We start from the raw sequence: 12495 nt of genomic DNA, 5'->3' as shown, positions 1-12495 counted from the left end.
AGACGGGAAACCGTGTGCTTCTCGCTGAACTCCGACATGTCGAGGGAGATCAGTGCGTCCTCGTCGCCGAAGAGGAATTCGGCGAGCGTCTTGGAGAGCTCGGTCTTACCGACACCGGACGGGCCGGTTCGTAACCCACGTATCAGGGGGGAGAACCGAAGCGACGTGAAACCGTGTGCTTCTCGCTGAACTCCGACATGTCGAGTGAGATCAGTGCGTCCTGGTCGCCGAAGAGGAATTCGGCGAGCGTCTTGGAGAGCTCGGTCTTACCGACACCGGACGGGCCGGTCGCCGTGCTGTAGGGTTCGCTCGACGGGATCGAGCGGGTACTGGCCGCGCACCTCAGGCCGGGTGACGCGGTCGCCATCGAGGATCCCGGCTGGGGCGCCCTGCTCGATCTCGTGCCGGCGCTCGGGCTGCGCGCGGTGCCGATGGGGCTCGACGGCGAGGGGCCGCTGCCGGGAGAGGTGGCGCGGGTGCTGCGCGAGGGGGCCCGTGCGCTGGTGGTCACGGCCCGCGCACAGAACCCCACGGGCGCCGCGGTGAGTTCAGCACGTGCCGATGCGCTGCGCGCGGTGCTGCGGGACCACCCCGGTGTCCTGCTCATCGAGGACGACCACGGCCACGGGATCGTCGATCTGCCGCTGAGCCCGCTGGCCGGGGCCGTGGGCAGCTGGGCTTTCGTACGGTCGGTCTCCAAGGCGTACGGACCCGATCTGCGGCTCGCCGTGCTGACCGGTGACGCGGTCACCGTGGACCGGGTGCTGGGCCGTCAGCGGCTGGGCCCCGGCTGGGTCAGCCATCTGCTGCAGAGCGCGGTGGTCCAGCTGTGGACTTCGGGGGCCGTCGATGTCTCCGCGGTCTCGCTCTCGTACGGGCGGCGCCGGGATGCGCTGATCAGGGCGCTGGCGGAGCGGGGTGTCGAAGCCGGCGGCCGCAGTGGAATGAACGTCTGGGTGCCGGTGCCGGACGAGACCGGGGTGGTGGCGCGCCTGCTGCACGCGGGCTGGGCCGTCGCCCCCGGCGCCCGCTTCCGGATGGCCGCACCGCCGGGTGTGCGCCTCACGGTCTCCACGCTGGGCCCGGACGACATCGGCCCGGTCGCCGACGCCGTCGCGTCGGCGGCCGGCCCTGCACCCGGCAGGCGCTACGACTGACGGGTCCGGCGCCCGGCGGGCGTTACGGCTGACCGGTCCGGTGTGTCCGGCGGCCGCTACCGCCGGCCAGGGCTCGTACGCGCAGGGCGTGAGGACCGCTCGGCCCCCGCCGCCCCGCTCGCGTGTCCCCGCCCACGCTTCCTCGGCCGGCTCTGCGTCAGGGCGGCGCCGGCGAGCACGATCACCGCGCCGACCGGGGTGTTCCAGCCGATGGTCTCGCCCAGCAGCGCCACCCCTGCCGCGGTGGCGATCACCGGGATGAAGTACGTGACCATCTGGCCGGTGGTCGGGCCCACTTCGGCCACCAGGCCGTACTGGAGCAGCAGGGCCACCCCGGTGCCCAGTGCGCCGAGGGCCGCGACAGCGAGCAGCGGCACCACCGGGAACGAGCTGGGCAGTGCGGTGAACAGCGGGGTGATCAGGGCGAGTTCGAAGGTCGCGACGAGCAGCTGTGAACCGGTCATCGCCAGATGGGAGTTGCCGGTGCCCGCCAGGGTGCGCCGTACGTAGATCCAGCCGACCGGATAGCACAGGGACGCCAGCAGGGCCATCGCGGTGCCCCTGAAGTCCAGTCCCGAGAAGCCCTGCCAGACGCCCAGCACCGTCAGGACCCCGAGGAATCCGAGCCCGAGACCGGCGACCCTGCGGCGGGTCGGACGGTCCTCGGAGAGTGCGACCAGGGAGAGCGCCATGCCCCACAGCGGGGAGGTGGCGTTGCAGATCCCGGCGAGTGTCGAGGGGATGGTCTGCTCGGCGTAGGCGAAGAGGGAGAACGGCGCGGCGTTCAGCAGGAGGGCGGCCAGCGAGAGCCGGCCCCAGGTCCGCGCCCCGCGCGGCAGCCGCTCGCGCCGGAAGGCGATGGCCGCGGCCAGCACGGCGGTGCCGAAGAAGAGGCGGCCGAAGGTCACCTGGAACGGGGCGTAGCCCTCGGTGCCCACCTTGATGAGCAGAAAGCTGAAGCCCCAGATGAGCGAGAGCAGGATGAAGCGGACGCGCCAGTCGACAGCGGGGCGGCGGATGGGGGATGGGGGTGCGATGACCGGTGCTGACACGGTCCCGGTAGGAGTCGCGGTGCTCACACGGAACACTGTGGCCCGGCGTCATCTCGTAGCACAAGCGAGATTATGTGGAGTGATTGCCTTAGTATCGCTTACATGTTGAATCTGGAGCGTCTGCGTATCCTCGACGCCGTGGCCCGGCACGGCTCGGTGAGCGGTGCGGCCGACGGGCTGCATGTGACCACCTCCGCCGTCTCCCAGCAACTGGCCAAGCTGGAGCGGGAGGCAGGCCAGCCGCTGCTTGCCAAGAACGGCCGTGGGGTACGTCTCACGGACGCGGGCCGGCTCCTCGCCGACCACGCCGCCCGCATCCTCTCCCAGGTGGAGATCGCCCAGTCCGATCTGGAGGCCCAGCGCGGCCGGGTCGTCGGCGGGCTGCGGATCTCCGCCTTCCCCACCGCGGCCCGCGGGCTGCTCCCCGGAGTGCTCGCCGCGCTGCGGTCGGCCCACCCGCAACTGGCGGTCTGCTCACAGGAGTTGGAGGGTGAGGACGGGGTCAGGGGCGTGGTGCGCGGTGATCTCGATGTGGCCGTGGTGCTCGACTGGTACAACAAGCCCACGGCGATGCCGGAGGGGATGGCCAAGCGTGCCCTCTTCGACGACATCGCCGATATTGCGGTGCCGGCCGGGCACCCGCTGGCCGGTGCCTCGGATGTGGAGTTGGAGGCGTTCGCGCAGGACGAGTGGATCACCTGGCCGGAGGGTGAGTTCTGCCGTGAATGGCTGATGTTCACCCTCGGGGGCAAGGGGTTCGAGCCGCGGATCGCCCATGTCGCGGGCGAGCACCCGACCCAGATGGCGCTGATCGCCGCCGGGCTCGGAGTCGGTGTCGCGCCGCGGCTCGGGCGGGGTCCGATTCCCGACGGGGTCCGGGTCGTGACCGTACGGGACGCGCTGCGGCGCCATGTGTACGCGATCTGGCGCGCCGACGCCGACCGGCGGCCCTCCATCAGGGCGGCGGTCGACGCGCTGTACGCGGCGGGTGCGGGTCGCGAAGGCGCGCCCGGGGACGCGGGTCCCGAAGGCGCGCCCGAGGGCACGGGCCTGGGCGGAGCGACGGGCTGAGTGAAGGACTCGGCGAAGGGCTGGGCGAAGGGCTGAGCGGACCGGGTGCCTCCGCACGCCCGGACACCACGAGGTCAGCCGAGTTTGCGGAAGTCCCAGGACACGATGGCGTCCGGGGTCAGCCGCAGCCAGGCGTGGCGGCCGTCGTACGGCATGAGGTCCATCCCGAAGTTCTTGCGGGCGAACAGCTTCTCCGGTGTGCCGAGTTCCGGGCAGGGCTCTCCCGTACGGGGTGCCTCACCGACCATGACCGCGCTGCCGGAGAGCTCCACACCGCGCAGCTCGCCGTACTCCTCGCCGTCGTCGACCACCACGGCCAGGCGGGGGTCCCCGGACAGCTGGGACCAGCGGCGGCTCCGGGTCAGCGAGTAGAGCCAGAGCGAGGTGCCGTCCCAGAGGAACCAGAGAGCGCCGACATGCGGACGGCCGTCAGGTGACACGGTGGCGACCCGGCAGGTGCGCTGCTCGCCGAGGAAGATGTCGCGCTCCGCGGCCGTCATCATGATCCGCCGGCCTCGGCGCTGGGTGTCGGTCATGGGGCTTCTCCCGCCGTCGCAGCTGTTTCTGACTAGGTGTCAGAAATCATGGGCTCTCTTCCTTCATGACGCAATGGGCGTTAGCCTCGCGCGCCCGGCCCGGCCGTCGGGCCGGGTTCCAGGAGAGGTGAGGGCCCATGCCGTCGTCCGAACAGCTCGCGCAGCAGCTCGACCCCGCCACCGCGGTCCTGCTCACCGTCGAGTGCCAGGAGGGTGTGGTCGGCCAGGACAGCGCTCTGCCCGAACTGGCCGCCGAGGCACAGTCGTCGGGGGCGCTGGGGCGCGTAGCCCGACTGGTCGCACGCGCGCACGAGGCAGGGGTGCAGGTGGTGCACGCGGTGGCGGAGCGGCGGCCCGACGGGCGGGGCGCCAACCGCAACGCCCGGCTCTTCCGGGCGGCCGGCCGCCTGCCCGTCCAGCAGCACACCGGATCGAAGGCGGTCAGGGTGGCCGGGCCCATCCAGGTGGCGGATGAGGACCTCGTCGTACGGAGGCTGCACGGCCTGTCACCCATCGCGCGTACGGACGTCGACGCGCTGCTGCGGAACCTGGGCTGCCGCACGCTGGTCGTCACCGGCGTTTCGGCCAATGTGGCGATTCCCAACGCCGTCTTCGACGCGGTCAACCTCGGTTACACGGTGGTGGTTCCGGCGGACGCCATCGCGGGGGTACCGGCCGACTACACCCCCGCGATGATCCGCAACACCCTCGCCCTCGTCGCGACGGTCACCACGACCGATGACGTACTGGCGAGCTGGCCGCAGTCGGGGGAGCGGCCCGGGGATCCGGCGGCCGGCTGATCAGCCTTCCTCGGACGGGAGCCTGATCAGCCTTCCTCGGACGGGAGCGCCAACGCCCGCTTGAGGAAGTCGAGTTCCAGCATCAGCAGCCGGTCCGCCACGTTCTCGCGGTGCACCAGGTGCCCCGTACCGGACAGCGGCAGCACGGTGTGCGGGCGGCCCGCGGCCAGCAGCGCGGCCGACAGCCGCAGCGTGTGGGCGGGGGCCACATTGTCGTCGGCGAGTCCGTGCACCAGCATCAGCGGCCGGGTGAGCCGGTGCGCGTGGGGGAGCAGCGAGGAGCGTTCGTACCCCTCGGGCCGGACGTCCGGGTGGCCGAGAAAGCGTTCCTCCCAGTAGCTGTCGTACAGCCGGCGGTCGGCGGGGGCGGCGCCCGCGAACGCCGCGTGGAACACATCGGGGCGGTGCAGCACGGCCCCGGCGGCGAGATAGCCGCTGTACGACCAGCCGCGGATTGCCACCCGCCCCAGGTCCAGGGCTTCGTACCGCTCCGCGGCCGCGTGCAGGGCGTCGACCTGGTCGTCGAGTACGGGACCCAGCCGGTCGCCGTCGATGGCGTGCTCCCACGCGATGCCGCGGCCCGGGGTGCCGCGGCCGTCCGTGGCCAGTACCGCGAAGCCGTGCTCGGCGTACCACTGGCAGACGGCCGTGTACCAGCCCCGACCTCTGGTCACCACCTGCATCCCGGGCCCCGAGTACGGGCTGAGCAGCACCGGCAGCCGCTCCTGCCGCCCGCGCCCGTACCAGGAGGGCAGATGCAGACGGCTGCGCAACTCGCGTGCTCCGAGGGTGAGATGGACCGGGGCCGGGGCGACCAGGGGCTGCTCGGTGAGCACCTGGATCCGCCCGTCAGGCCGGCCGTCCCGGCGCACGGTCACCGACTGGCCGTCGTCCGTCCTGCTGTCCACGACCAGGGTGTCGCCGCCGACCGCAGCCGTGTGCACTCCCGCGTGCTCCGTCAGTCTGACGAAGCCCGTCCCCTCCTCGTACGACCAGACATGGACCTCCGTCGGCTCCTCGCTCGCGGTGAAGAAGACCCGTTCGCCCACCGCACCCAGCACTTCGCGCACATACAGGCCGTCGGGGCTGAGGGTGTCCCCGATCCGGATCCCGCGGACATCGCCGCGTACCGAAGGCAGGACGCGAACGCCCGCCGGGGTGTGCAGGGGGGTGCCGGGCAGGCTCGCAACCCAGCTCTCGTCGGACTTCCGGGACACCACCTCGTACGCGCCGTCCGCCGGGTCGGCGGCGACGACCCACACGGTGCGCTGGTCCCTGGTGTGGAGGACGGCGAAGGGTCCGGCGTCGTCCCAGGAAGCGGAGATCAGGTACTCGAAGGCGGGTGCGTCCCACCCGCCGGGGGGTGTCCGGCGCGCGGGCGCCGTCCGGGGGAGCGGCACGGGGGTGCGGCGGCCGCCGGTCGTGAGGACGAGCAGTGAGGTCTCGGCGTTGGGGGTGCCGGCCGCCGGGTAGCGGATGACGGCCGGTGGCTTCTCCGGGTCGGAGGCGTCGGCGATGTAGCGGCGGTGGACCATCGAGGTGTCGACCCGGGCGACGAGCAGGGCGTCGCCGTCCGGGGACCACCAGTACCCGCGCGATCTGCCGATGGAGGCGCCGGCGCAGTAGTCGGCGAGGCCGTAGGTGACATCGGGGCCCTCGGGTGCGGCGAGCAGCCTGTCACCGGTGCCGTCGGCCCGTACGACGTGCAGGGCGCCCCCGGTGACGTAGGCGATCAGGGCGCCGTCGGGCGAGGGCCGGGGATCGGTCACGGGGCCAGCGGTGGGGATGCGGCGCGGGGCGCAGGTGGCCGCGCTGTGCTGGGGGGCGGCCTGCTCGGGGGCGGCCTGGTGCTCGGCGGTGTCCTGGCCGCGGGGGGAACGGGCCGGGCCCCGGTCGTGACCCTGGTCCTGGTCGGGGCCGCCGTCCCGGACGGATTCCGTGCGTACGGTCCAGAGTTCACCGTCCACGGCGTAGGCGACGACCCGTGCGGAGCGGTCGGCGGCGTACCCGGTCACCCCAGCCGATGGCGACGGGTGGCCGGCGAGGAGACGCTCCTGCCCGTGCTCGAACATCCAGAGCAGACCGCGTGGGTCGGTGCCGGAGGCGGAGCGGAGGAACAGCACCCGTTCGCCGTCCGCGGAGACGGTGAACTGCCGGGGGGTGCCGAGGGTGAAACGGCGGGTCCTGGCGAACTGACGGGGAAAACCGTTGATGTCCACTGCTTCGGCCTTGCCTTCCGTGGGTGTGACCGGGCGGGGCGACCGGGCAGGGTGCGACCGGTCGGGAAACAGAAAGAGATCGTCGCCCTCCCTCCCCGGGCGCGACCCGGCGGATACGCGCCGAAATCACAGCAGCCCCTCTCACGACGGTGCGTGGGAGGGGCGCTTCCGGGGACCGTCGAGGCCGACGATCTCGGTGTGTACGTCATACGGGACGGGCTGCTGCGGCGATGCGCCGGACCGGCGGGCTCGCTGCGGCGGGGCCGCGTGTCTGTCCCTTGTGTGCTGGAGAACCTATCAGCCGGGCTGCCCCGCGGTGCGGCCGCGTCCGCCGGCGGCTCCGGCACCGGGCGTCCTGGCCGCCGGGATCAGGCCCGCGCGCCGGTCAGCTGAGTGTGGACAGGGCCGCCGGATCGTACGCGGCCAGCTCGTCGAGCCGCCCTTCCAGGACCTTGGCCGCCCACTGCGGGTCGTGCAGCAGGGCGCGGCCCACGGCGACCACGTCGAACTCGTCGCGCTCCAGCCGGTCGAGAAGGTTCTCAATACCCTTGACCTGCGAGCCCTCGCCGCGGAAGGCGCCGCTGAACTCGCTGTCCAGGCCCACCGATCCGACCGTGATGACCGGCTTGCCGCTGAGCTTCCTCGTCCAGCCCGCCAGGTTGAGGTCGGAGCCGTCGAACTCCGGCTCCCAGTAGCGGCGCGTGGAGGCGTGGAAGACGTCGACCCCGGCACCGGACAGCGGGCTCAGCAGGGCCTCCAGCTCCACGGGGGTCCCGGCGAGCTTCGCCTCGTACGACTGCATCTTCCACTGGGAGAAGCGGAAGATGACCGGGAACGACGGCGAGACCGCCGCGCGTACCGCGGCCACGATCTCCGCCGCGAACCTGGTGCGGGCCACCGGGTCACCGCCGTACGCGTCGGCCCGCCGGTTGGTGCCCTCCCACAGGAACTGGTCGATGAGGTATCCGTGCGCGCCGTGCAGCTCGACCCCGTCGAAGCCGATGCGCTCGGCCGCGGCCGCGGCCCCGGCGAACGCGCCGATCACATCGTCCAGGTCCTGCTGCGTCATGGCCTTGCCGTCGTCACCTGTGCCCTCCGGGAGGCGGAGACCGGAGGGGCCTATGGCCGGGGCGTCGGGGAAGGGGGGCCGCCCGGCGGTGCGGGCCATGCCGATGTGCCACAGCTGGGGCACGATCGTGCCGCCCGCCGCGTGCACCGCGTCCACGACCTTCGTCCAGCCCGCGAGCTGGTCCGCACCGTGGAAACGCGGAACGCGGTCGCTCTCCCCGGCCGACGGGTGATCGACGTAGGTGCCTTCGGTGACGATCAGGCCGACACCCGCGGCGGCCCTGCGGGCGTAGTACGAGACCACGTCCTCACCCGGGATGCCGCCGGGGGAGAACTGCCGGGTCATGGGTGCCATCGCGATCCGGTTGGGAACGGTCAGGCCGTTCAGGACGACGGGCCGGGACAGGATCTGCGCCGCGCGCTCGGCGGAGGCGGTGGTGGTGGTCACTGTGCGTGCTCCTCGGAAAACGGCTGACCGGAACTGGCACGGGTGGTGCCGTCCTGCTCAACCGGAGACAGCCTCCGGTCATTCCGCCGCCCCGGTGTGACCCCCGATACGTCCGGTCACGAACGTGCTCGCCAGCAGCGACAGCTGGGTGCGCTGCGCGTCGCCGAGGTGCGCGGCCAGGGTCTGGATCCGCAGGCCCGCGTCAGCGGTGCTCGCGCGGGCCAGCTCCTGGCCCTGCGCGGTCAGCGAGACCTGGACGGCGCGTCCGTCGTGGGGCGCGGGGGTGCGGCGCACCAGGCCGCGGCGCTCGGCCCGGTCGACCAGGCCGGTCATGCTGGATTTGTCCAGCCCCAGATGCCGGGCCAGCTCCTGCATGCCGGGCGTGCGGTCGCGGAGCACCCCGAGCAGGCGCAACTGGATGACCGACAGGCCGCGTTCGGCCGCGACATCGGCGAGCGCGCCCTGCACCGCGAACGACAACTGGACCAGGCTGTCGACAAGACCCAGATCGGCGGCCGGGGCCGCGGCGGGCGTGGCTTCGTTGTTCATGCTCTCAGCATACTTGACTTAGTACGTGACCTAAATTAATTTGGTTTTGGTCACGTACTAAATCGCCGTACGACCGAGGAGTCGTCATGCACGCCGCTGTTGTCCGTTCGTTCGACCGTCCGCCCCGTTACGAGGAGTTCGCCACGCCCCGGCCCGCCGACGGGCAGATCCTGGTGGATGTGCTGGCCGCCGGTCTGCACCCCCGGGTCCGCTCCGGCGCCGACGGCACCCACTACACCAGCGACGGCCGGCTGCCCCTGATCCCCGGCGTCGACGGCGTGGGCAGGCTCCCCGACGGGCGGCGGGTGTACTTCGTGGCCGACGACGACGTCCCCGGCACCATGGCCGAGCAGGCACTCGTGGACCCGCGCCGCTGCGTCCCGCTGCCGGACAACGCCGATCCGGTCACCGTCGCGGCCGCGATGAACCCCGCGATGTCCTCCTGGGTGGCGCTGCGTCGCAGGGTCGCCTTCCGGCCAGGACAGAGCGTGCTGGTGCTGGGCGCCACAGGAAACGCCGGGCAGATGGCCGTACAGATCGCCCGCCGCCTCGGCGCGGACCGTATCGTCGCCGCGGGCCGCGACCAGCGGCGCCTCGACCTGCTCGCCGGTCTCGGCGCCACCGATGTGGTCCCGCTGACCGGCGAACCGGACGATGCCGCCCAGCGGTTGGGCAAGGCCGCCGCGGACGTCGACGTGGTGATCGACTACACCTGGGGCGCCCCCACCGAACGGGCCATCCCCGCCCTGCTCACCCACCGCGCCGAACGCAGCGCGCCGCTGGACTGGATCCAGATCGGCTCGATGGCGGGGCCGGACATCACGCTGCCCTCGTTCGTGCTGCGCGCGGCCAATCTGCGGATCATGGGCAGCGGGCAGGGCTCACTCACCGCGGCCGGAATCGTCGCCGAACTCCCCTCCCTGGTCGAGGAGCTCGTGGCGGGCACGCTCACGGCCGCGGCGGTACCGCTGCCGCTCGCCGAGGTCGAACAGGCCTGGACCGCACCGGCCGATCCCGGCCGGCGCATCGTGTTCACGCCGACCGCCTGACCTCGGCCTCCTGTGAACGGACAGCCCCCGGGCCCCGGCACGCGCGGCACTAGGCCCCGGTACGCGTGAGGTCCATCGTCCAGTTGGTCTCCCAGGTCTGTCCGCCGTCCGCCGAGAACCGCTGGGTCCAGCGGGCGGAGTTCTCGGTGATGTCCGACCAGATGAAGTGCACGCGCACCGGGCGCCCTTCGTGGGTGTCGTCACCGTAGAAGTCGCCGCGGCCGCCGGTGAAGCCTCCTGTCACCGGGGGCAGCAGCCCGCCGGTGGTGCTGTCGGCCCAGCTCAGGCTCCACTGCCCGGTCTCGGGGTTGTGGAGCCGCAGAGTCACCCCGCGGAAGTCCTTGGTGGGGAAGTGGATCTCGTCGATGTTTCCCTGTCCTGCGAGGACCGGACGGATCACGGCATGTCCTGGGAATTCTTCCCATGTGGTGGACCCGGCGAAGAGTTCCGTCAGGCGCCGGTTCGCCACGTCCCAGGACCCGAAGAGGAAGTCGAAGTCATTCATGGGCCCATTGTGGCTGTATGCGAGCCGTCCGCCCGAGAGCCGCGGGTCAGCCCGCGCCCAGGGCCGTGCCGAGCGCCGCGCCGAGCGCCGTGCGGTCGACCTTGCCGTTGCCGTTGAGCGGCAGGGTGTCGAGACGTGTGAGGACCGCGGGCACCATATAGGCGGGGAGCCGGTCCCGGAGGGCGAGGCGCAGGGCGTTCTCGCTGTCCGGCGCGCCCGTGTAGGCGGCGGCGATCTCGGTGCCCGCCCGGGTGGCCAGCGCGACGGCCGCCGCGTCGCCGACGCCCGGTTGGGAGCGCAACGCCGCTTCGACCTCGCCCAGTTCGACCCGGTACCCGTGCACCTGGATCTGCTGGTCGCTGCGCCCGATGTGCACCAGCGGCAGGTCCCGCGATCCGGCCGGCTCGTCGGGCGGCAGCAGGGCGACCCGGTCGCCTGTGCGGTACCAGTGCCCGTCCGTCAGCGCGGTGGCCGGATCGTACGGGGCTCCGTCGGCCGCCAGGAAGCGGCCGGCGTTGTTGGCCCGGTCGAGATAGCCGGGAAAGCGCTGCGGGCCGCGCACGCACAGCTCACTCCTGAACAGCCGGTGTTCCATCCCGGGGTTGAGGGTGCCGATCGGGACCGTTCCGTTGGCGGGGGACGGCCAGTGCCCCGGGTCGGCGGGCAGCCGGTAGGCGGTACAGGTGACGGTCAGCTCGGTCGGACCGTAGGCGTTCTCCAGCGAGCTGCCCGGCGCGGCCCGCTGCCACGCACGTGCCTGCTGGAGGGTGAGCGGCTCGCCGCAGAACACGCTGGCCCGCAGCGTCGGCATGCTCCCGGGTTCCAGCGCGCGCAGCCGCTTCGCGAGTGAGATGACCGAGGGCACGGAGTTCCAGTGTGTGATGGCGTGCCGGTTGACGAAGCGGACCGGCGCCAGAAGGTCGGCCCGGGCCGGTACGACCAGGGTGGCTCCACTTCCCCACGCGGCGTACATGTCGAAGAGGGAGGGGTCGAAGGTCAGCTCGAAGGTCTGCGAGAAGCGGTCGCCGGGGCCGGCCGCGCAGTGCGGCACGGCGTGGGCGAGATAGGCGCAGATGTTCCGCTGCCGGACGGGCACGCCCTTGGGGGTGCCGGTGGACCCGGAGGTGAACATGATGTACGCGAGGTCGTCCGGGCCCGCCCCCGTGACGGACAGGGCGGGTGCCGGTGAGCCGAGCAGGTCCAGCAGACCGTCATCCGTCATGTCGACCGCGGGCGGCCCCGTCCGGAGGGCCTGTTCGCATGTTCCGTCGCTGAGGACCGCGTCGAGCGACGCCTGGCGCACGATCCCCGCGTTGCGCTCGGCGGGGAACGCGGGCCCGAGCGGGACGGCTGCGGCGCCGATACGCTGGATGGCCAGGTAGCCCGCGTAGGCGACGACCGTACGCGCGGCCAGCAGCCCCACCCTGCGCGGCGGTGTCCCGTCGCCGCTGCTCACCAGCGCTGCGGCCAAGTGGTCGGCCAGGAGCGAGAGTTCGGTGTACGTCAGCACGGTTCCGCCGGTCTCCAGTGCCGTACGGTCGCCGTGGACCGCGACCGAGGACGTGAACCAGTCGTCGAGGGTGTGGAGTCGGGCGGGCATGCTCACGGTCTGTCCTTATCGGATGGCGGATCGGATGGCGGATCTGGTGTCGGATCGGCCTGCGCCTGCGCCTGCGCCTGGGCTTGGGCCTGCGCTTGGGCTTGGGCCTGCGCTTGAGCTTGGGCCTGGGCCTGGGCTCGGAGTTCGGGTTCGGGGCTGTGTGCGGGGCTCGGGCCGTACCGAGAACGCGCAGCTGAACGGGGTCGGTGACCGGTCCCGCAGACTGATCCAGCGGTAGGCGCCCCAGTGGCCCGACCGGGCGCCGGGGCGTACGTCGATGGTCCAGGGCCGGCCCGCGATACCCGCGCCGCTGGCCTTCACACACGCCTCCTGCACGGTCCACACCCAGGCGACCTCCTCGGCCGCCCGCCGCGGCGGCAGCGCCGCGACCCGGTCGGCGTGGGCGTGCAGCACCCGCCGGGCGAACGGCGCCGTGACCGA

General features: G+C 72.4%; 10 protein-coding genes and 2 pseudogenes. 4 read left to right on the top strand and 8 right to left on the bottom strand.

Features of this window, described 5'->3' with window-relative positions; genetic code table 11:
* Positions 1-145: 145 nt before the first annotated feature.
* A pseudogene (locus G3I19_RS28550) lies at positions 146-286 on the bottom strand (AAA family ATPase); the annotation flags it as partial.
* Between G3I19_RS28550 and G3I19_RS28545 the strand changes: the two are divergent.
* A pseudogene (locus tag G3I19_RS28545) lies at positions 276-1157 on the top strand (aminotransferase class I/II-fold pyridoxal phosphate-dependent enzyme); the annotation flags it as partial. The pseudogenes G3I19_RS28550 and G3I19_RS28545 sit on opposite strands and share 11 nt — an antisense overlap.
* Positions 1158-1213: 56 nt before the next feature.
* On the opposite strand, the gene G3I19_RS28540 reads toward G3I19_RS28545, so the two are convergent.
* Positions 1214-2209 carry a DMT family transporter gene (locus G3I19_RS28540; protein WP_343235240.1) on the bottom strand — a complete coding sequence of 332 codons (996 nt, stop codon included), beginning with the start codon at positions 2207-2209 and terminating at the stop codon, positions 1214-1216.
* Positions 2210-2311: 102 nt separating this feature from the next.
* On the opposite strand from G3I19_RS28540, the gene G3I19_RS28535 reads away from it, so the two are divergent.
* Positions 2312-3280: a LysR family transcriptional regulator gene (locus G3I19_RS28535; RefSeq protein ID WP_164266603.1), complete on the top strand. Its 969-nt coding sequence runs from the start codon at positions 2312-2314 to the stop codon at positions 3278-3280.
* 74 nt (positions 3281-3354) lie between these two features.
* Here the strand turns inward: G3I19_RS28535 and G3I19_RS28530 are convergent, their stop codons facing one another.
* Positions 3355-3816: a pyridoxamine 5'-phosphate oxidase family protein gene (locus tag G3I19_RS28530; RefSeq protein WP_164266602.1), complete on the bottom strand. Its 462-nt coding sequence runs from the start codon at positions 3814-3816 to the stop codon at positions 3355-3357.
* 137 nt (positions 3817-3953) lie between these two features.
* Between G3I19_RS28530 and G3I19_RS28525 the strand changes: the two genes are divergently transcribed.
* The gene (locus G3I19_RS28525; protein WP_164266601.1) at positions 3954-4616 is read left to right on the top strand and encodes a cysteine hydrolase; all 663 of its coding nucleotides are present in this window, start codon (positions 3954-3956) and stop codon (positions 4614-4616) included.
* 26 nt (positions 4617-4642) lie between these two features.
* Here G3I19_RS28525 and G3I19_RS28520 read toward each other — a convergent pair whose 3' ends face one another.
* The 3 genes from G3I19_RS28520 to G3I19_RS28510 form a co-directional block, all read right to left on the bottom strand.
* Complete coding sequence (locus G3I19_RS28520) at positions 4643-6835, bottom strand: prolyl oligopeptidase family serine peptidase (protein ID WP_343235239.1); 2193 nt, start codon at positions 6833-6835, stop codon at positions 4643-4645.
* Positions 6836-7220: 385 nt separating this feature from the next.
* Positions 7221-8351 (bottom strand): NADH:flavin oxidoreductase, encoded by a 1131-nt coding sequence (locus G3I19_RS28515; protein ID WP_164266600.1) that lies wholly within the window; start codon positions 8349-8351, stop codon positions 7221-7223.
* Positions 8352-8429: 78 nt separating this feature from the next.
* Entirely contained in the window at positions 8430-8900 is a 471-nt protein-coding gene (locus G3I19_RS28510; RefSeq protein WP_164266599.1) for a MarR family transcriptional regulator, read from the bottom strand.
* 86 nt (positions 8901-8986) lie between these two features.
* Between G3I19_RS28510 and G3I19_RS28505 the strand changes: the two genes are divergently transcribed.
* Positions 8987-9949 carry a zinc-binding alcohol dehydrogenase family protein gene (locus tag G3I19_RS28505; protein WP_164266598.1) on the top strand — a complete coding sequence of 321 codons (963 nt, stop codon included), beginning with the start codon at positions 8987-8989 and terminating at the stop codon, positions 9947-9949.
* Between the two features lie 49 nt (positions 9950-9998).
* Here G3I19_RS28505 and G3I19_RS28500 read toward each other — a convergent pair whose 3' ends face one another.
* Positions 9999-10454 carry a hypothetical protein gene (locus tag G3I19_RS28500; protein WP_164266597.1) on the bottom strand — a complete coding sequence of 152 codons (456 nt, stop codon included), beginning with the start codon at positions 10452-10454 and terminating at the stop codon, positions 9999-10001.
* Between the two features lie 46 nt (positions 10455-10500).
* The gene (locus G3I19_RS28495) at positions 10501-12054 is read right to left on the bottom strand and encodes an AMP-binding protein (RefSeq protein WP_164266596.1); all 1554 of its coding nucleotides are present in this window, start codon (positions 12052-12054) and stop codon (positions 10501-10503) included.
* Positions 12055-12495: the final 441 nt, after the last annotated feature.

Source organism: Streptomyces sp. SID10853 (assembly GCF_010548145.1).
Taxonomy (GTDB): domain Bacteria; phylum Actinomycetota; class Actinomycetes; order Streptomycetales; family Streptomycetaceae; genus Streptomyces.
This window is presented reverse-complemented; position numbering and strand designations above follow the sequence as displayed.

Bases quoted from the DNA above. Each gene is read 5' to 3' on its own strand.
- G3I19_RS28535 (WP_164266603.1), top strand. From the start codon at position 2,312: ATGTTGAATCTGGAGCGTCTGCGTATCCTCGACGCCGTGGCCCGGCAC.
- G3I19_RS28530 (WP_164266602.1), bottom strand. From the start codon at position 3,816: ATGACCGACACCCAGCGCCGAGGCCGGCGGATCATGATGACGGCCGCG.
- G3I19_RS28525 (WP_164266601.1), top strand. From the start codon at position 3,954: ATGCCGTCGTCCGAACAGCTCGCGCAGCAGCTCGACCCCGCCACCGCG.
- G3I19_RS28510 (WP_164266599.1), bottom strand. From the start codon at position 8,900: ATGAACAACGAAGCCACGCCCGCCGCGGCCCCGGCCGCCGATCTGGGT.
- G3I19_RS28505 (WP_164266598.1), top strand. From the start codon at position 8,987: ATGCACGCCGCTGTTGTCCGTTCGTTCGACCGTCCGCCCCGTTACGAG.
- G3I19_RS28500 (WP_164266597.1), bottom strand. From the start codon at position 10,454: ATGAATGACTTCGACTTCCTCTTCGGGTCCTGGGACGTGGCGAACCGG.
- G3I19_RS28495 (WP_164266596.1), bottom strand. From the start codon at position 12,054: ATGCCCGCCCGACTCCACACCCTCGACGACTGGTTCACGTCCTCGGTC.